Source organism: Danxiaibacter flavus (assembly GCF_041060425.1).
GTDB lineage: Bacteria > Bacteroidota > Bacteroidia > Chitinophagales > Chitinophagaceae > Danxiaibacter > Danxiaibacter flavus.
Genome location: NZ_JAULBC010000008.1, coordinates 417,483 through 436,938, shown reverse-complemented (window position 1 = coordinate 436,938; position 19,456 = coordinate 417,483). Strand labels below are relative to the sequence as shown.

Annotated in this window: 16 protein-coding genes; 5 read left to right on the top strand and 11 right to left on the bottom strand. The window is 40.5% G+C overall.

Annotated elements, in window-relative coordinates; all coding sequences use genetic code 11:
- Positions 1–53 precede the first annotated feature (53 nt).
- From gldE to mutY, 3 genes are all read right to left on the bottom strand, one after another.
- Positions 54–1,397: a gliding motility-associated protein GldE gene (gene gldE / locus QTN47_RS23425; protein WP_369331871.1), complete on the bottom strand. Its 1,344-nt coding sequence runs from the start codon at positions 1,395–1,397 to the stop codon at positions 54–56.
- A 192-nt stretch (positions 1,398–1,589) separates the two neighbouring features.
- Positions 1,590–2,033, bottom strand: coding sequence for a single-stranded DNA-binding protein (locus QTN47_RS23420; RefSeq protein WP_369331870.1), 444 nt, complete (start codon positions 2,031–2,033; stop codon positions 1,590–1,592).
- 174 nt (positions 2,034–2,207) lie between these two features.
- Entirely contained in the window at positions 2,208–3,263 is a 1,056-nt protein-coding gene (gene mutY, locus QTN47_RS23415) for an A/G-specific adenine glycosylase (RefSeq protein WP_369331869.1), read from the bottom strand.
- A gap of 232 nt (positions 3,264–3,495) precedes the next feature.
- On the opposite strand from mutY, the gene QTN47_RS23410 reads away from it, so the two are divergent.
- The 3 genes from QTN47_RS23410 (at position 3,496) to QTN47_RS23400 (ending at position 6,558) form a co-directional block, all read left to right on the top strand.
- Complete coding sequence (locus QTN47_RS23410; protein WP_369331868.1) at positions 3,496–3,786, top strand: HU family DNA-binding protein; 291 nt, start codon at positions 3,496–3,498, stop codon at positions 3,784–3,786.
- Positions 3,787–3,809: 23 nt separating this feature from the next.
- A complete protein-coding gene (locus tag QTN47_RS23405; protein WP_369331867.1) occupies positions 3,810–4,658 on the top strand; it encodes a tetratricopeptide repeat protein in 849 nt (282 codons plus the stop codon).
- 349 nt (positions 4,659–5,007) lie between these two features.
- Complete coding sequence (locus QTN47_RS23400; protein WP_369331866.1) at positions 5,008–6,558, top strand: Rne/Rng family ribonuclease; 1,551 nt, start codon at positions 5,008–5,010, stop codon at positions 6,556–6,558.
- Positions 6,559–7,091: 533 nt separating this feature from the next.
- Here the strand turns inward: QTN47_RS23400 and porN are convergent.
- From porN to QTN47_RS23375, 5 genes are all read right to left on the bottom strand, one after another.
- Positions 7,092–8,159, bottom strand: a complete 1,068-nt coding sequence (gene porN, locus QTN47_RS23395; protein ID WP_369331865.1) for a type IX secretion system ring subunit PorN/GldN — start codon at positions 8,157–8,159, stop codon at positions 7,092–7,094.
- Positions 8,160–8,170: 11 nt separating this feature from the next.
- Positions 8,171–9,697 carry a type IX secretion system motor protein PorM/GldM gene (gene porM, locus QTN47_RS23390; RefSeq protein ID WP_369331864.1) on the bottom strand — a complete coding sequence of 509 codons (1,527 nt, stop codon included), beginning with the start codon at positions 9,695–9,697 and terminating at the stop codon, positions 8,171–8,173.
- Between the two features lie 61 nt (positions 9,698–9,758).
- Positions 9,759–10,526: a type IX secretion system motor protein PorL/GldL gene (gene porL, locus QTN47_RS23385; RefSeq protein WP_369331863.1), complete on the bottom strand. Its 768-nt coding sequence runs from the start codon at positions 10,524–10,526 to the stop codon at positions 9,759–9,761.
- A gap of 60 nt (positions 10,527–10,586) precedes the next feature.
- Positions 10,587–11,870 carry a T9SS ring complex lipoprotein PorK/GldK gene (gene porK, locus QTN47_RS23380; RefSeq protein WP_369331862.1) on the bottom strand — a complete coding sequence of 428 codons (1,284 nt, stop codon included), beginning with the start codon at positions 11,868–11,870 and terminating at the stop codon, positions 10,587–10,589.
- A 159-nt stretch (positions 11,871–12,029) separates the two neighbouring features.
- Positions 12,030–14,087, bottom strand: coding sequence for a thioredoxin domain-containing protein (locus tag QTN47_RS23375; RefSeq protein ID WP_369331861.1), 2,058 nt, complete (start codon positions 14,085–14,087; stop codon positions 12,030–12,032).
- A gap of 116 nt (positions 14,088–14,203) precedes the next feature.
- Here QTN47_RS23375 and QTN47_RS23370 point away from each other — a divergent pair, with 116 nt between their 5' ends.
- Positions 14,204–14,989 carry an FkbM family methyltransferase gene (locus QTN47_RS23370; protein WP_369331860.1) on the top strand — a complete coding sequence of 262 codons (786 nt, stop codon included), beginning with the start codon at positions 14,204–14,206 and terminating at the stop codon, positions 14,987–14,989.
- 190 nt (positions 14,990–15,179) lie between these two features.
- On the opposite strand, the gene QTN47_RS23365 is transcribed toward QTN47_RS23370, so the two are convergent.
- Entirely contained in the window at positions 15,180–15,980 is an 801-nt protein-coding gene (locus tag QTN47_RS23365) for a uroporphyrinogen-III synthase (RefSeq protein ID WP_369331859.1), read from the bottom strand.
- Between the two features lie 22 nt (positions 15,981–16,002).
- Positions 16,003–16,998 carry a DUF4271 domain-containing protein gene (locus tag QTN47_RS23360; protein ID WP_369331858.1) on the bottom strand — a complete coding sequence of 332 codons (996 nt, stop codon included), beginning with the start codon at positions 16,996–16,998 and terminating at the stop codon, positions 16,003–16,005.
- Positions 16,999–17,142: 144 nt separating this feature from the next.
- Here QTN47_RS23360 and hemW point away from each other — a divergent pair, with 144 nt between their 5' ends.
- Positions 17,143–18,264: a radical SAM family heme chaperone HemW gene (hemW, locus tag QTN47_RS23355; protein WP_369331857.1), complete on the top strand. Its 1,122-nt coding sequence runs from the start codon at positions 17,143–17,145 to the stop codon at positions 18,262–18,264.
- 9 nt (positions 18,265–18,273) lie between these two features.
- Here the strand turns inward: hemW and QTN47_RS23350 are convergent, their stop codons facing one another.
- Complete coding sequence (locus QTN47_RS23350) at positions 18,274–19,281, bottom strand: NAD(P)H-dependent glycerol-3-phosphate dehydrogenase (protein WP_369331856.1); 1,008 nt, start codon at positions 19,279–19,281, stop codon at positions 18,274–18,276.
- Between the last annotated feature and the right edge of the window lie 175 nt (positions 19,282–19,456).

Below are 19,456 nucleotides of genomic sequence, written 5' to 3'. Positions count from 1 at the left end.
TACTTTAAATTTCTTACTTCAGCCCTTCTAATTATATGCAACACCAACCGTTCTTAAGAAACTGAAGTTCTGATTGTAACCTTGATCTTCGTAAGCCTGTTCTTCTCCATTTCCATAACAGTAAAGTCAAAATCTCCGCTGTTCACAACCTGGTTCACCTGCGGTATTTCACCTGCTATTTCCAGAACAAGGCCGGCCAGCGAGTCACTTTCACCTTTCACTATATCAAACGTATCCAAAGGCAGGTCAATTGCCTTACAAACATCATTAATCATCACCTTGCCATCGAAAATGTAATTATTATTATCAATTTTCTTTACAGGCGAATCATCTTCATCAAACTCATCCTTTATATCTCCGATGATCTCTTCTATAATATCTTCAAGTGTAACAATTCCGCTTGTTCCGCCAAACTCGTCTACAACAACGGCAAAGTGAATTCTTTTGGATTGAAACTCTTTTAGCAGATCCCCAATCAATTTGTGTTCGTGAACGAAATAAGGCGCACGCATCAGTTCATGCCAATCAAAATCATGCCCCTGTTCTAAAAAAGGGATAAGATCTTTTGTTTGAATTATACCGACAACTTCATCAAGGTCTTCTTTGAATATGGGCAAGCGACTGTAATGCAGCTCCTCAGCTTTATGCACCAATTCTGCAAAGTCAGTTTTATATTCAATTCCACTTACATCCAATCTTGTGCGCATGATCTGTTTAACAGTAACATCACCAAAGTTTTCAATTCCTAACAGAATATTCTTCTCTTTTTCCGATCCAAAATTTTCAGCGTAAAGGTCTATCGCATGCCTGCGTTCCTCTCTGCCGTACGTGCCGTTGAAATTCTTTGCAAGCCTGTTTTCAATAACGTCTGAATATTTGATAAGCCCACGCCCCATGCGGTTAAACATGTAATATGCAGCTTCAGCTATAATGCCGAAATCCTTGGCAAAGCGGATATTATTTTGATTGGCAAAAACCTTCGGCATTATTTCTGCGAACAGCACCAATATTGAAGTAACTGCCACCACTTTAATCATGAATTCAAGCCACGGATAGGCCAGATGACTAAAGTCAAACAAGCTATCCAGCACCAAATTTGAAATGATAATGATACCGATATTTGCAAGACTGTTAGCAATTAGTAAAGATGCCAGTAATGCCTTTGGATCTTCAAGCAGATCAAGTATTCTCTGATAAGAATGCTGCTGCTTGGTTTTAAGGAGGTTGATATCTTTATAAGTGAGTGAAAAAAATGCAACTTCTGCACCCGACACAACAAAAGAGAGAGCTATAAGCACCAACAACAGTATGATTAATACCGTCGTACCCTGCAGATTAACTGCGGCAAGCCGTTGTATACTTCCAGTTAAAATGTTTGCGTCCGAGAGAACTTCCAAAATGATTTATTTAGGTGAATAATTATTATCAAAATGGCACGACTTATCTCGTGCCAATGATAATTAGTTACAAAAATATAGTTTAAAGCTTAAGTTCAACTATTTATGATATTGGTACGGCCGTTTACACGGAGTGCAAATCTGCCTGCTTTAAGACCTTTAGGCCCAAAGTCTTATCGTTCCCCAATGAGCTTAAAACGGAATTCCTTCTGACGGATCACTTAATGGTGGAATATCTACGTTACTAAACCCTTCCATAGAGTCGGTTCCTGTTTGAGTTGAGAATCCGCCCGGATGTCCTTCTCCTCTTTTATCCAGCATGATCAGGTTATCACCAACTATTTCAGTAGCGAACTTTTTATTGCCTTCTTTATCTTCCCAGCTTCTGGTTCTCAGTCTTCCTTCAACGTAAATAAGGCTTCCTTTGTGCAGGTATTTCTGTGCAAGCTCGGCTAAGCCTCGCCAGAGCACCACGGTATGCCATTCTGTTTGAGATATCAGTTTTCCTGCCCTGTCTTTGTAAGTTTCTGTTGTAGCCAACGGAAATTTAGCAACTGCAATGTTTCCTTCGAGATACTGTACATCCGGATCTTTGCCCAGGTTTCCAATGAGCATTACTCTATTTACGCCTCTCATACAATAGGTTTTAGATTCGCCTGTTTAATAATAATGTCTACCTCATGTTCCGTTACGTAAATTAAATAAAAATAAATAAAAAGCGAAGCCCATTTGTTAAAAAAGCCAAGTTTGGGAACCGTTGACACTCAAAGCGGGCAATAGACCGGGAATAGGCGAAAATTTAAGCTATATCTAAGGTTGAGAGAGGTACTGATTGATAATTCTTGGAAATGCAAGCTTTTCTATCTCCGCATCTTTTAGCCAGTCCAACTTTTTTAAAGAAGCAGGAATTTCCGGCAAAATCACCCTTACAAAAACAGCTTTGATCGTCTGATGTGTGAGTTGCTGACTGATCAGCGGTGAAATATCTTTTACCTCCGCTTTTTTGATGTTTAGCTGACTGCTTAAAACATCCAACACAGTTTCTGTGCTCCATACCGGCTTTTCATCCGTTTCCACCAGGTAAAATTCATGCAGGTTTTGCCATATATCATTTCCTGTACGTTTACTGATCAGCGTTTTATTATTGTGCCTGAATACAAAAAAGCTGAACCACCGGGTCTTTTTCTTAAGCACTTTTTCTTTTACAGGCAAATGATTTACGGTGCCGGTGTTAAAAGCTGTGCATTGTTTCTGCAATACACAATTGCTGCATAGTGGAAGCGCTGGCTTACAAACCGTTGCGCCAAAATCCATAATAGCCTGGTTATAGAGCCCGGGATTTTTTTTATCGAGAAGTTCCTGCGCAAGACTTGTAAATAACGCCTTCCCTTCTGTAGCATCAACTGGCGTGCTATTTCCGAAAACCCTCGCCAAAACGCGGAATACATTCCCGTCCACGACCGCGTAGGGTAACCTGAAAGCAAAAGATGCAATTGCAGCCGCGGTATAAGGACCAACGCCTTTTAGCGCCAGTATCTCATCATAATCTGCAGGAAATTTGCCGTTGTTGTTTTCTGCTATGAACCGTGCTGTGTGCAATAGATTTTTACACCTGTTATAGTATCCCAAGCCTTCCCAAAGTTTAAAAACCTCTTTGTCCTCAGCATTTGCCAGGTGCAGTATGTCGGGATATTTCTCAATAAAAGATTCATAGTATTTCCAGCCCTGGTCAACCCTCGTTTGCTGAAGTATTACCTCGCTGAGCCATATTTTATAGGGATCTTTTATTCCCTTCCACGGCATTACCCTTGTATTCTCATGTTGATGCCAGTGAAGGAGAATAGCAGAAAATTTTGACTTATCCATTTAATCCTGAAAAAATTAGAACAATTTGAGCGTAATCTCTGTTATATTGGTTGGACAACAAAAAAATTAGGCCCTGATTTTTGACGAGCTGTTTTGCGAAAAAACGAAAAACATTGGCCATTGCGCCAAGACTTTGCCAGTCAGTATAAAACATCTGCAAAAAAAATTCCATTTTTGCTTTTAGTTCTCTTAAATTGTTTTTATTTTAGAGTAATAAGTAAAATTTAATGATATGAGGAAATCTGATCTCATTAATAATATTTCGGACAAAACCGGCATTCCGAAAGTAGATGTTTTAGTGACTCTTGAAACCATGTTGAAGGAAATTAAAGAAAACCTTTCCAAGGGCGAGAACATCTATATCAGAGGCTTTGGGAGCTTCATCACCAAGAAAAGAGCCGCGAAAATTGGTAGAAATATCAAAAAGAACATTGCCGTTGAAATACCTGAACATTTCATTCCCGCATTTAAACCTTCAAAAGAATTCGTTAATGAGGTAAAAGAAATGCACTCAGCCAAATAACTTTGCAGTCTTAATTGGCTAAAGTGAAAAAACAACAACTCATTCTTGTATCAGCTTCATTGGTACTTTTTATTGTATTATTTTTCTTCGGAAGAACGATTCCTGAAAAAAAAGTTTCAGACAAAAATCCTTCTTCTCCTGAAACCGCGTCCGCAAGTGCCCTTACTACCGATCAGCTTATTGCACAGGCAAGGCAAAAGCTTAACAATGAGCAGATTATGAGATTGAATCAGCTCGAAAAAGGTATTATACGTGGCGACGTTAAGCAACAGCAAATTGATGCATACAAACAGCTGGCTACCTTCTGGGGAGACTCGGCACACGAGCATCTCCTGGGAGCTTTTTATATTGGCGAAGGCGCTAAGTTGGAAAATTCTGAAAAAAACCTCAACTTTGCAGCCCGTTTGCTTTTGGAGGATATGATGATGGAGACTAATCCTCCGCTTCAAAAGTGGATGGGAGTACAGGCAAAAGCTCTTTTAGAAAAATCGCTTGAGATTAACCCGGCGAACGACTCAGCCAAAGTAGGAATAGGCGCATGCTACCTTTTTGGAAATATTTCTGAGGCGCCAATGCAGGGTATTCAAATGGTTAGGGAAGTTCTGGCTAAAGATCCGCATAATGCATACGCACATATGGTTCTTGGCATGGGCGGCATAAAAAGTGGACAATTTGATAAAGCAATTGAACACTTCGAGGCCGTTGTAAAAGATAATCCCGCCAACATGGAAGCGGTTTTTAACCTTGCAGAAAGTTATGATCGCAAGGGAGATAAAGCGAACGCTATCAAATGGTACACAGTGGTACGTGATAAGATAGCGGTGCCTGAAGCAAAAAAAGAAATTGACGAGCGCATTAAAGCGTTGCAATAAAATATAATTGATAACAAATAAAATCACTTTGAACTATGCCTTGTGGTAAAAAAAGAAAACGTCATAAAATTGCAACTCACAAACGTAAAAAGAGACTAAGAAAAAACCGTCATAAGAAGAAAAATAAATAGTTTTTCGAATATTATTATAAATGCCGGAAACTTTATGATTCCGGCATTTATCTTCATTTTTGAATGGTTACACCTTTCTGATTCTCAACTCTCCTCTCGCAACTTTTACCTTTTCCAAATCTCAATAAGTAGCAGGATGGTGTGGTTGGTGGTTTGTGCTGCTTACTATTTTCTTCGATGCTGCCCTGAATTGTTTGTCACTTTAAAAGTTGCATTTTGTGAACAAAGAACTAATTATTAACGTAGCTCCCGCAGGCGTGGAAATTGCCCTGTTGGAAAACAAGAAGTTGGTAGAGCTGCATCACGAAAAAACAGATGCAAAATTTGCTGTTGGGGATCTTTACCTGGGTAAAGTAAAAAAACTTATTCCCGGGCTTAATGCTGCATTTGTAGACGTTGGATTTGAAAAAGACGCTTTTCTTCACTATACCGATCTTAGCCCGTTTGCGCGATCTATTTTGAAATTTACGCAAATGGCAATGGTTGATAAACAGGAGAATGGCTTCGACTTTTCAAAATTTGAAATAGAACCGGAAATCATCAAAACCGGTAAAATTAACGAGGTCCTGAATGGCAAGCCCAACATTTTGGTTCAGATTCTGAAAGAACCAATTGCAGCCAAAGGCCCAAGATTAAGCTGCGAAATTTCACTTCCAGGTAGATTTGTTGTTGTTACTCCCTTTAATGATATCGTTGCAGTTTCTAAAAAGATCCACTCTTCTGACGAGAGAAAGCGTCTTCACAAAATTGTTGAGGCCATCAAGCCAAAAAACATTGGAGTGATTGTGCGCACTGCGGCAGAAGGAAAAAACACTGCTGAATTGCATGAAGATCTTTCTACACTGATCGATACATGGCACCAAATTCAAAGAAACCTGAAAGGAGCTGAAGCGCCCAGCAAAATATTAAGCGAACAGGATAAAACGACCAGCATTCTGCGTGACCTGCTGAACGAGGATTTCAACCGCATCATTATTAATGACAAGAACATTTTTAATGATACGAGAAGCTATATTCAAAAAATAGCCCCCAACAAAGCGGAGATCATTTCCTTCTACAACAATGGCATCCCTGTATTTGACCAATATGGCGTTACCAAACAGGTAAAATCATCTTTTGGCAAAACGGTTAACCTGCAGAGTGGTGCATACCTGATTATTGAGCATACTGAAGCATTGCATGTTATTGACGTAAATAGCGGCTATAAAAGTGTGAGCAATAACCAGGAAGAGAATGCGCTGGAAACAAACCTGGAAGCTGCTGAAGAAATTGCACGCCAGTTGAGACTGCGTGATATCGGTGGTATTATAGTGGTGGACTTTATAGACATGAAGCTTCCTGATAACAAGAAGAAGCTGCAGGAGGCCATGGAACAGTTTATGCGGAGCGACAGGGCGAAGCATGCTGTGCTGCCCATTTCCAAATTCGGTCTGATGCAGATCACGCGCCAGCGTATGCGTCCGGAAGTAAACATCAATACGTCTGAAACCTGCCCTACATGTAACGGCACCGGCAAAGTTTCGTCAACGCTGCTGTTGGAGGACGAGATTGAAAAACGTATTCATTACCTGGTTACACATCAGCACAAAACACTTACACTTTTTGTGCACCCAATTGTATATTCACATTTAACCAAGGGAATCTTCAGTTCTATTAAAAGAAAATGGCGCAAAAAATATAAGGTTCCAATCGGTATCAAACCCGATTCAGATTACTACCTTACTGAGTTCCACTTTTATGATGCTAACGATGAAGAAATTAAATTATAGAGAAAATCCCCGTAAGCGGGGATTTTTCTTTTATAAGAAGGAAACCTCGTTTCAAGAATATTGCATCATTCTTCGCCTCAGAATACCCCTATAACAACAAAAGCCCGAAATGGTTGAGCTGAAACAATTTTTTAATAGAAAGATTAAGCTACATGTGAGTTGGCCGGTTATGCGCCTTAATTTGCCAAACAGGATTAATGATGCATTTAGAAAAAACAGCCAGGAAGAAGTTACCGATTCGAAAATTTGGAGAGACTGCTTTTCACAAAAATCAGGCTAAAATAAAAAAGGGGCTTGGATGGAAATCCTACCCCGTTTTAAAATCCAATATCCTATGAAAAACCGATGACAAAGTTATATATTGATTTGAATCTGCCAAATTTTGGCAACTCTTTTTTTCTTAAAAAAAATTTAGTGTGTAAAACAATGAAACTGTTTGATTTATGTATGTTTTGCTAACATGTTATAACATGAAAAGAGCCTCCTGATGGAGGCTCTTTTCATTAAAATAAATTCTATATACTGTTTTTGGGTTAGTAAGCCCACAGTGATTGTTCGTAATCAAATATCTTTTCTTTAACATTATCACCTTCCAGCAAACGGAACAGAGGATCCTTAATGTAGTCTGCAAAGAATTTGTCGTACGGGTTATTAATCGTTGATTTGATAATGTAGCTACTGAACATCCTGCTCTCAAAAAGCTCTTCCCAAGTCATCCTTGCGCTGTAATTTTTACCATTGTAAACCTGGTATTTAGCCAATACCGCGCGGATATCGGGATAATATACCCACCAAACCGGGCGCTCACTATTTGGTACAATATCACCATTAGAGAGTTTGTAAGGAATTACCGGAGCAATACCGATAATACGAACGAACATTCTGCTTGCTTCCTTATCAAATATCCATTCTTCCTTAATACGGAACTTATAGATGGAGTCAGGCGAAACAGCTTTAGCTCTCACCTCGTAGCCGATCACGTTTCCATCCCTGTCATATTTTTTGGAAGTATCCATTCCCCCGCCAAAAGCATTCATTGCATCATCAGGGGTAATAGGAGTAGTGAACCGGTCATCGTCTCCGCTGAAAGCAGTCACGCCTTCTTCCTTGATCGCACGCAACAAAATACTGATAAATCGTTGATTACCATTATCTTCTGTTGCTGCATATCTGAAAGGGAGGTTGATCTTTTCCCGGATGTCTATTTCACGCCAAACCTTAGCAGAATAAACCGCATCATCTTCACGCAGGTTTTCGTACTCCAACGGAGCACGATCCTTCACCAGGTTCTTTTCAATAGCACCATCGTTCCGGAGGGACTGCTTAACGCTGTCTATCAGGCCACCGCTTGTTGATTTCACAACGGTAACCGGCAATGAAGTGTCTGCAGGTTGTTGCGCGGCCTGTTGATTTCCGTATGCAGAATTTGCGTTATTCGGCTGCTGATTTTGCTGCTGCGGGTTGGCATTGTTAGCCGGGGGCTGCTGACCGTAAGCGCTAGGAGGTCTGCGTCTTGTTTGCCTTCCTGCCTGCGCAAACGCACTGATTCCTACTGAAAGCAGCAAGGCAACACAAACCAACTTTGAATATTCTATTTTCATAAACCTTACGTTTATCTAAGATTAAAAACGATTGGAGGCAATGTTCTGGTGCCACCAGGACCAGTTGCTTTAATTTCATCAATTGTTACAGTACTTCCGGGACGGCAATTCTCAATGAGGTTTCTTACGGCATCAAACGAATCGCCATTTACCTGCCTGTATTGCAATTGAGGGAATCCGGCTCCTGTTAATACTAAAGTAAAGCTTGATATATTGAACTTAACGTTTTCAAACACAAAGTTTTCCAGGTCCGCTCTAACACCAAACTGCGCTTTAAATTCGTTTACCGCCATTGGTCCGCCTTTGCTTTGACCAACTTTAGCTACGGGATCCGGAACAGTTTTTACCCTGAACTGGAAAGGAGTTGTTTTACCCTCAGATGTAACATTAATAGTGGCAGAACCAGCTTTTGTTACCGTAACATCATACTTTCCTCCGCCCTTATTTACAATGCTTCCCTGATCAATAGTTGCCTGAATGGACTCAGCTCCCTTTGCCCCACCAGTGATGCTAAGAGGGTTAGTCAACCCTACGTAAAGAACTTTTACAGCGTCAGCACTAACAGAAATTCCGGTAGGAGATCCAACTGTGTATTGTACGTCTTTTATTAATTCCGCCGGAGTTCCGTCAGGTTTAATAAACGTAATTTTTACCTTTTTAGTGTATGTACCAGGACCTCCAACAGCTGATTTATATTCGGCGACACCATCTGCATTCAACGTCACCGGAGCACCATCGACGGTTACAGTAGGCTGGGCTTTTTTACTAAAAGCACCAACACCAGCAGTAACCACCAACTCCTGACCCGGCATCAGGTACTGAGAGTTTGTTCCCGCGAAAGCCTGGAACGCATCATATATAACTTCTACCTCACCCACTTTCCTGTGACAAAAATCCACCACCTGGGCTTCGCTATTCTTTACATCATTTTGAAACTTGCTCAGAATAGTAACTGCTGCAATCGTTGGAGTCATTCTGAAATAAGCAGAAGACCAGTCACGATTTGCTTTGTTTTCCGTTTCCGGAACTCTAAGATCAATAGGTAATGTTTTTTCAAAAGCTGTTTTTACCTCCGGATCTATCGCTAGCAATTGGTTTTTGAAAGCTTCTAGTTTGTCATATAACACCTTTCCCTGTGCTTCTCTTGCTTCAATCATAACCCGTGTTGGCGTATTGGTTTCATCTTCACGGTAATGTTCAGCGCCGTCTATTATTTCAAGCCCGGATTCTTTTTTAAGCCTGGTTTTAAGATCTTCGATATAAGTGGATAGATCGTCTGCCAGTTTTTTTGCCTGTTCTGCTTTTCCATTCCACAGGGTTGCTCTTTCCCTTGTTTTCTCATCTTTCATTTTAGCCTGGAAAGATTTGAAGAGCTCGTCATTTTTTACATCGATCATGTCGTTCGAGTTTTTCAAACTCGTATTGACCGTTTTAAAAGCATTTAATATTTCTGCTGAAACATTCAATGCTAACAAGGCTGTTAGCACCAAATACATCAGGTTAATCATTTTCTGCCGTGGCTCCTTAGGTAGTGCCATATAATAAATACAATTTTTTAATAGGATATAATAATTTCATATTCTCGTCTAAGTCTAAAGATTATCTACCCTGCATAGCAGTAAGCATATTTCCGTAAACCTGGTTTAGTTTACCCAAATTGTTTGCCAAAGCAGCAATTTGTTCTTTAGCTTTCTTAGCGTCCTCAGCAGTACCATTCATAGAATTAGACGCATCAGCCAGTTTACCGTAGAACTGGTTAAGCGCTTTCAAATGGTTATTGCTTTCCTGCAATTCCAATTCGTAAATTGTATTTAAAGAAGAAAGATTTTTGGTCAATACCTGGATCTGATCGTGGAACACCTTAGTGCTATCTGAAGCATTATTAAACGCTGATAAAGAGTTTGCAGTGGTTAAATAAGCATCTTTTACTGAAGATAATGCCGTAGTTGCTTCTTTTGTTTTAAGTGCATATTCGCTTGTCGCAGAAACTGCATCACCAATATCACCCATTTTTTCAACTGTAGAACCAAGTTTCTGGAAACCAGAGCTTAATTTGGTAAGGTTTGCAGGCGTAATATCTGCTTCCTGCAACATTTTTTCCATGCTTTTCAATGCAGGGTTGCCCGCTGAAAGATTTTCTGAGCCGGCAAGTTTAACCTGGTGATCATCAATTGCCGGATACATTAAATATAATATACCATAAACCGTAAATACTAAAGCTTCGGTACCTAAGCCCACGATGAGCATCATGTCCGCACCTTTCCAGTGTTCGAGTTTGAACAAAGCACCAACAATTACCACTGCTGCCGCAATGGAAACGAAAATGTCTACGATTCTGCTTACTTTAGGAGGAATAGCAGCTGCCATAATTTAAATTTTAGTGATTGATTGTGTTTTTCTAATTGGAATATTGATTTTTAAATGAAACTACTTTCTAAGCTGTGCGGGTAAGTCGATCACGCACCTGAAACCGATATAAGATTTGGCTGTATCCTGGTATTCGTAAGCTCTTGTACTTGTTTGAAGGAAGTAACCTACATCTTTCCAGCTTCCGCCTCTCACTACCTTACGTTTCATCAACGGAGGATCGGTATCTTTTGCATTGTAACGCACATCCGGGTTCATATCGTGCTGAAAATTGTAAGCCCCTTCATAATAATAAGATGAAGTCCACTCTGAAACATTTCCTGCCATATTATACAAACCGAAATCGTTGGGCCAGTAAGAATCCGCTCTAACGGTATAAAAACCACCGTCTTCAGGATAGTTACCGCGACCAGGTTTAAAGTTAGCCAGCAGACAGCCTTTTTTGTTTCTCAGGTAATAGTTACCCCAAGGGTACATTGACTGAGTACGTCCGCCACGTGCCGCATATTCCCACTCTGCTTCTGTTGGCAGACGGAAATCGCTTTCAACCGCATATTTCTTTCTTTCGAGGAAATCTGTCAAATAACGTGATCTCCAGCTACAAAATGCTACAGCCTGTTTCCAGGTAACCCCAACAACCGGGTAATTACCAAACGAAGGATGAGCGAAATATCTTTTTGTCATTGGTTCGTTATAAGAATAAGAGAAATCCCTCATCCACACCAATGTATCAGGATAAACTTTCTGGCTGTATCTGTAAATGAAGGTGATTCTTGGTTTGCCTGCATTTTCGCGTTTTGCAGCTTCTTTAAGATCGAAACCCTGCACGCTGTAGCTGATCTTTTCGGGATCAATTTCTATTTTATTGTAGATCCTGTTGTCAGGAGCAAGCACAAGCTTGTTCAGCTTTTCCATTGTGCCTTTATCGTTCCATTTAATGTTTTTGGCTTTTGCCCAGTCTACAGCAGTATCACCATTCTGACTGGTTTTAAAGAACCCCAGTTCGATAGCTGCCAGGGAATCCCTTGTCCACCATACAAACTGGCGGTACTCATTGTTGGTGATTTCCGTTGCATCCATCCAGAAACCGTTAATGGATACCTGCTTGTTACGTGCGGTAAAGTTGTAGTTTATGTCTTCATCACTTGGGCCCATATGGAAGGTTCCGGGTGGTACATAAACCATACCTATTGGCTTATTCATACTTGTTCTGGCATTGGGCGAAACACCTACTAACTGACCATTATCAGGCACGCCCGATCCCTTGCCTTTTTTTGTGAAGCAGCCCTCAAAAACAAGGACCAGGGAGAATAGTAAAATAAGCGATAAGATTTGGCTTTTCATTCTATATCGATAATTAATTGGGTATTAAGCAAATGTAATAATTAAATGAACTGTTGAATTTTGCGCTCTGATGATTTTTTTAACAAAATCGTGCAAAACAGCTAACTCAACTACGAAAAACGGCTTTTTTTTCCACTTATTGTATTAACAAATACTTTTTTACTCGTGTTTTTCCGGTTTCTTTAATTTTTGAATAAACAGCTCCAACGACGCTTCCGGGGCGCTGCAACTGTAATTGGAGCACCAATATAAGAGCGTTTCGTCATTTTCAGACGTTTTATTTTCTAATAATGCATATTCGTTATTTTCTTTATCCGTAACCATAGAAACCTTACCGGGTAAATATATATGATTGACTTGTTTTAAGTAATCATTAGCTGCCTTACCCGCAATCGCAATCTCATTCCATCCGCGGGCAATTTGCTGCAGTAAGAATGCCCATACGCCAAAGGAAGTTGGATATCTTACAATGGCTGATCCGAGCGCCTGCACCATATTTTCAGCCCGAGTCCTCCATTTGGTTTCATTATAGATCACGGCCAGGTAATAAAGATTCAGCGCCATTACCGCATTCCCTGAGGGCACAGCTCCGTCATACACTTCCTTCTTGCGGAGCAAAACATCCTTTTGCGACTGACCGGTATAGTAAAAAAAGTCAGTTTCCTCCTCATCAAACTCATCTATTGCATATAAAAGGAGCTCTCTTGCCTGAGAGAGATAGCCATTTTCACCGGTTACTTCATGTAAATGAATGTACGCCTGGATTAAATACGCAAAATCATCCAGGAAGGCTGGGTATTTCGGCATATTTTCTTTCCAACTATGGTACCATTTATTTCCGTCTTTGAGATTTTTTTCCAAAAACTGGATTGAGCGCTCCGCTTTTTGAAGGTATTTGTCATTTCCCAGGGCGGCATATGCCTTACAATAAGCACTGATCATCAATGCGTTCCAGCCTAGTAAAATCTTATCATCCAATCCCGGCCGCACTCTTTTCTCGCGCACATTAAATAATTCCTGTCTGCAGATTTTCAGTAAATCCTCCAGTGCGTCATGCGATAATTCATTCCTTTCGGCTACCTCTTTTATCGTAGCAGGCAGCCAGATAATATTAGTATGCTCCCAATTTCCCCCTTCCTGTATATCGTAAACATTACAAAACAATTCCGCTTCATCACCGAGCACGTTGTGGATCTCCTGCCAGGACCATGTATAATACTTCCCTTCCACGCCTTCAGAATCGGCGTCAAGGGCACTGTAAAATCCACCTTCAGGCGAAAGCATTTCTCTTTCTGTATATTCGATTGTTTGATCAATAACGCTACGATAGGTGGAATTTCCGGTCAATTGATAGGCCTCACTGAGGACGGAAAGCAACAGTGCATTATCATAAAGCATTTTCTCAAAATGCGGAGCCAGCCATTTTTCGTCCGTGCTGTAACGGGCAAATCCGCCACCAATATGATCATAGATCCCGCCCTGTATCATCTTATCCAGGCTAAGGTTTACGTGCTGCAAAGCATCCTGATCATTGCTATAGTAGTAATACTGCAGTAAGTATTGCAATGAAAAAGTCTGGGGAAATTTAGGTGCACGTCCGAACCCGCCCCATGTTTTGTCAGCCGCTTTGAGCATATTTTCTGCCATCAATTTCGCGTTCTCCTTTGTAAACACCTGGGTGCTGCCAGGCGCAGACATGCCAAAAGAATTTGAAGCCTCAAGGTGTTCTGTCAGGTTGAATGCCTGTGTTTCAATTTCATCTCTTTTGTGTTTAAAAGCATCATTAACAGACGCCAATACCTGTCGCCAGCTCATCCTGTTGTATGCATTCACCGGCGGGAAATATGTTCCTCCATAAAAAGGTTTTTTATCCGGCGTGAGAAAAACGTTTAGCGGCCAGCCACCACCACCGGTCATCGCCTGAACTGCATCCATGTAAATATGATCAAGATCAGGGCGCTCTTCCCGGTCTATTTTAATGTTAATGAAATGCTCATTCATGATGGCTGCGGTATCTTCATTCTCAAAGCTTTCCCTTTCCATCACATGACACCAGTGGCAGGCAGAATAACCGATGCTAACCAATATGGGCTTATCTTCCTTAACTGCACGTTCAAGCGCTTCTTCACTCCAGGGATACCACTGCACAGGATTATATGCATGTTGCAGAAGGTAAGGACTGGTTTCATGGATCAGCCTGTTTGGTTCTTTTTTCATAGCTCTATTGTTATGTCAAAAATCACGTGTATTTATATAATGCTGCTATTTTTTTGTTTCCTTTGCCGCAGTTGCCTGATCTGCGGCGACAAAAACATGACTAAAATACCTGTTAAATGACCAAGTTGTTAAAACGGACACTGTTTAATTTTCTGGGACTGGATGGTTATCTTTCTCTGTTACAAAAAACCTACCTGCTTTCTTACAAAGCCGGTTTTCTTAAGAACAACCCTATATATGCATGGCATTATTTTGTAAAAAAACTTGTGAGAGAGGATGACACTGTTGTAGATATAGGTGCCAACCTGGGATATTTTGCAAGTGTATTTCTTGAAAAACTGAGTAGCAGTGGTCATTTATATTGTGTAGAACCTGTTGAACCATACAGAAAGCAACTACGCAAGATTACTGACGGCAAAAAAAATGTAACACTTTTTTCTTTTGCGCTGGGAAATGAGAACAAGGAAAGCATTCACTTAGGCATGCCTGCAGCTTTCAGTGACCTGGGTTATCTAAGGCACGGACTTGTAACCGTTGAAACAGATGAGCGCGCCATCGCCCAAAATATAACGTTCAACAGTTCTCTTAAGAAAGCGAGCGAGGTGTTTGCTCCTTTTACTAAGATCGATTATATTAAATGTGATATTGAAGGATACGAAACCGTTGTAATTCCGGAAATGAAAGATGCTTTATTAAAACATAAACCGCTGGTTCAGCTGGAAACCTGGCACGATAACCTGGCATTCATGATCAACTTTTTCAAAGAGATCGGGTTTGAACCATTTAACCTTGTCAACGGTAAACTGGTTTCATGCTATACACTTCCAATGGATCAGATCAATGGCAGCGATGTTTTATTTGTACCAAAGGAGAAGAGAGAAAGGATAGAAAGATTTCTTTAATGCGTGATGTTAGATGTACGGTGTACGATGTGAGGTGTGACAATATTCTGATTGCAAATGCAAATGGTTTGAGGCGTTAGGTGTGAGGTATAAGGAGGAAATCCTTCTTATTATAAATAACAAATTGAGCCCGCTAAATGTGATTAGCGGGCTCTTTTATTTTAAATCGATTGCACTTATGGCAATAAATTTATTTGGCTACATTTTGCTTGCTGAAAAATTGCTCTAAGGCTGCAACCATGCTTGGAGCCTGTGGTGCAGGAGCCTTAATGTCAACTTTAAAACCTGCCTCTTCAGCAAACTTCATTGTGTTGCTTCCAAAAGCGCCGAATGAAGTTCCGTTTTGCTGATAGTCAGGATAGTTATCCAGCAAACTCTTAATACCGCTTGGCGTAAAGAAGCAAATGATATCAAATTCAGTTTTATCCATCACCTCTTTTACTTCATTGCTGATAGTACGGTACATGAATGCAAGCTGAAATTCACAGTTATTCGCTTTCAACCAGTTTACAATGTCGTTATCCTGCTGATTCTCGCTGCACACATACAGGAAGCTTTCGTTGCTTTTATGTTTGTTTATAACATCAAACAGGCTCTTATTGGAACCATCGGCTCCGTAAAAAACCTTACGTTTTCTGTATAGGATAAACTTTTGTAAGTAAAGGGCAACGGCTTCGGTAACACAGAAATATTTAGTATCCTGGCTAATCGTAACCTTCATCTCTTCGCACATACGGAAGAAGTGATCGATAGCGTTCCGGCTGGTGAAAATAACAGCGGAGAATTTTGCTATATCTATCTTCTGTTTTCTGAAATCTCTGGCAGGTATAGCATCAAGACGAATAAAAGGGTGGAAAACCAATTCAAGGTTATGTTTCCTGGCTAGTTCAAAATACGGGGATTTATCGCTTTCAGGCCTTGGTTGGGTAATCAGAATTTTTCTAGCGCCTTTTACAGCATCTTGTGAATTTTTTGACCCGATCTTTACCATGCTGTTATTCTGAGTTAAAAATTTAGTTGTTTTTCATTATCAGGTTAAACAATACCTTATAGATGATCATCATGGGTACCATTTCAACTGCGCAAAGGTATATAAAAAACTGTAATGCACTTACTTTCAAGTTATTTCTGATAATTGACAGCGATGCAATGTACCTGTAAGCTATCATTAATACGATTATGCATAAAATAATAGTAATCAGAGTTTTGGCCACTTCGCCATCCGAAAAAGCGTAAAAAAGCAGCAACGGAAGGACTACAACTCCTAATATTTTGTTTATTAAAAAAACTATAAAAGCGTAGGTTTCAGCGGCGTCACGCACATTAAACACCCATCCGGCAAACTTTAAAAACAAGTATTTTACAATGTAAACGCCTGCCAGTAACCCTGAGCAATACAAAAGCGTTTGCCAAAAATCGGCTTTAACCCAATGATGCTCCAGTGATAAAAGTGTAATTAAAAGACCGCCTACCAGCACAAAGAAAATATTCATAAGCAGCGATGGAAGGGTGTCTTGCAAAAGCTGTTCGCGTGTTTGCTTCTGCCTGAAGGAAGTTTGAAAGAAAAGCCTGAATATGTTCTGAAAGTATTTGGGGAAGATAAACCGGATAAAGCCGAGAAACAGAAAGATGCCGACGAACACATAAAACAACTCATCCTTAGACTGTGGTTGTCTTACGGAATCAATTCTGAAAACGTGCTCTGCTTTTACAGGAAGAAAAGGCACTTCAAACACCTTGTTGTACAGCGTATCATTTTCCCATGTAATTATTCTTGGAGGAGCCGCTATTCTGCTGATTGAATCGGCCACTTTTCTTGCAGAATCCCGTCTGATTGAGTCCTGGAGCGATACGGATGCAGTGGGCACAGTTACCTGTTTATTCAGAACAGTGTCTTTTGACGTCTTTACAGCCGGAGGTTTTACCCGTTTGGATGAACTATCTTTTTGTGCTGTTGCAGCAAAAGGAAAAAGCAGCAGTAAAAAAAACAATTGGTAAATATACTTCATCCGTTCGTCTTCGGTTTTTGTCAGGATAATACATCCCCCTTCAAATGTGGGTTACATCCTTTTATCAGACCGCAAAAATAATGTGATAATAACTAAGTCAAATCTTTTTAAACACATCTTCATGGTTATTTTATTTTTGCGGGTATGCCTGGCATTTATATTCATATTCCATTTTGCAGGAAAGCCTGCCACTATTGTAACTTTCACTTCAGTACAAACACAAAGCAAATACAGGCTATGAGTGAGGCCATTGTCCATGAAGCCGAATTGCGGAAAGATTACATTTCAGGCAAAGTGGAAACAATTTATTTTGGAGGAGGAACACCGTCTCTTCTACCACTTGAAGACTTATCCAAACTAATTGCCACTTTCAAAAAGCTTTTTGATGTTGATCCCGATGCGGAAATTACACTTGAATCTAACCCCGATGATATTACTGCAGAAAAGCTCGCCGGATGGAAAGAGGCTGGTGTCAACAGGCTAAGCATCGGCATTCAATCTTTTTTTGAAGAGGATTTGAAATGGATGAACCGCGCCCACAATGCAACTCAGGCAGAAGCGTGCATTCATCTCGCACACCAGGCTGGGTTTGACAATCTCACAATTGACCTGATCTATGGAACACCTACGTTGACAGATGAACAGTGGAAGCATAATGTTGACAAAGCGCTTTCGCTCGGCATTACACATCTTTCCTGTTATGCGCTAACCGTTGAAGCAAAAACTGCGCTTGCCGATATGATAAAGAAACACAGGATTGAAGATGTGAGTGCTGACAAGCAAGGTCATCAATTTGAATTGCTGATGCAATGGATGCAAGAAGCCGGCTGGGAGCACTATGAAATATCCAATTTTGCAAAGCCTGGTCACCGCAGCAGGCATAACAGCAGCTACTGGAAAGGCGCATCTTATCTTGGCCTTGGCCCTTCCGCGCATTCTTTTAACGGCACATCGCGCCAATGGAATGTGGCAAATAATGCTTTATATCTTAAAAGCATTGAGCAGAATATTGTCCCTTTCGAAATTGAGCAACTCACACCCGAGCAACAATTGAATGAGTACATTATGACGAGCCTGCGTACTATGGAAGGATTGTCAGTTCCTTATGTGCAGCTGCATTGGTCGGACAAACAAGCTGAAGAAATTGTCAGGGACGCAGAAAAGTTTTTACAGCACAATTTAATGGAGCATAAAAACGACCGTCTCATTCTTACACAAAAAGGCAAATTAATGGCTGATGGAATTGCAGCGGATCTCTTTAGATAGACATGTGTCTTAAACCAGCAATTGTTCTACCTTATCAAAAGCCTCTGCCGCAGGAATGTGCTGCCACAGGATGTTATAAATATTATTCAGCACCGGCATATGAGCCCCTACTGTTTCGTTGGCTTTAAACATACATTTACTGGCATTATAACCTTCGGCCACCATGTTCAATTCTAATTGTGCTGCTTTTACGGAATAACCCTTACCGATCATATTGCCGAACATGCGATTACGGCTATAAAGCGAGTAACAGGTAACCAACAGATCTCCTAAATAAGCAGACGCGGAGTAATTGATATGTTCTTTCTCCTCATCATTGTTGGCGTGATATACCTTGCGCAGAAAACCGGTCATCTCATTTGCACAGTTGGCAATGTAAACACTCAGGAAATTATCGCCATATTCAAGTCCGTGTACAATCCCTGCGCCCAATGCATATACATTTTTTAATACCGCAGCATACTGTGCACCTATCACATCATGATTCACGATAGTATTGATGTAAGGCGTCTTAAAACAGTCCGCTATACGTTGGGCGTAAGCTTCATCAACACCGCAGAATGTCAGATAAGAAAGCTTTTCAGCCGCCACTTCCTCCGCATGGCAAGGCCCAAGTATTGCAAAGTAATTTTCAAGGTTTACATTAAAATCATTGAAAAGATACTCGTTCAACAACAGATTGCTGTCAGGCAGAATGCCTTTAACTGCAGATAATATTTTCTTGCCGGCGAAAGCATCTTTGTTTAAGACGTTTAACGTGTTATGAATAAATGCCGACGGAGATGCAATAAGCACTATTTCGGAATTCTCCACAATATATTCCAGGCTGCTGCTCATATCCAGTAAGCTGGTATTGAAAAAAGCTGTACTTAAGTAATGTGGATTATGCTTTCGGCTGCCAATATGCTGTATCGTGTCACTATTTCTTACCCACCATTTTATCTGCTGATGATTGTCTGTAAGAATCTTCGCCAGCGCAGTGGCCCAGCTCCCGCTTCCTATAATTCCGAATTGCATACACACTAATTTATTGGTTCTACACAGCAAACTTAGCAAACCTTAAAGTAAAAGGCAATTCAATATCATCAGAGTGTGGATCAAATACTTCTCAAGAAGTACGATTTACGAAGTACGAAGTACCTAGTTCGAGACTTACTCCTTTTTGTGGATGCCCAAAGAACCAAAGATTAGA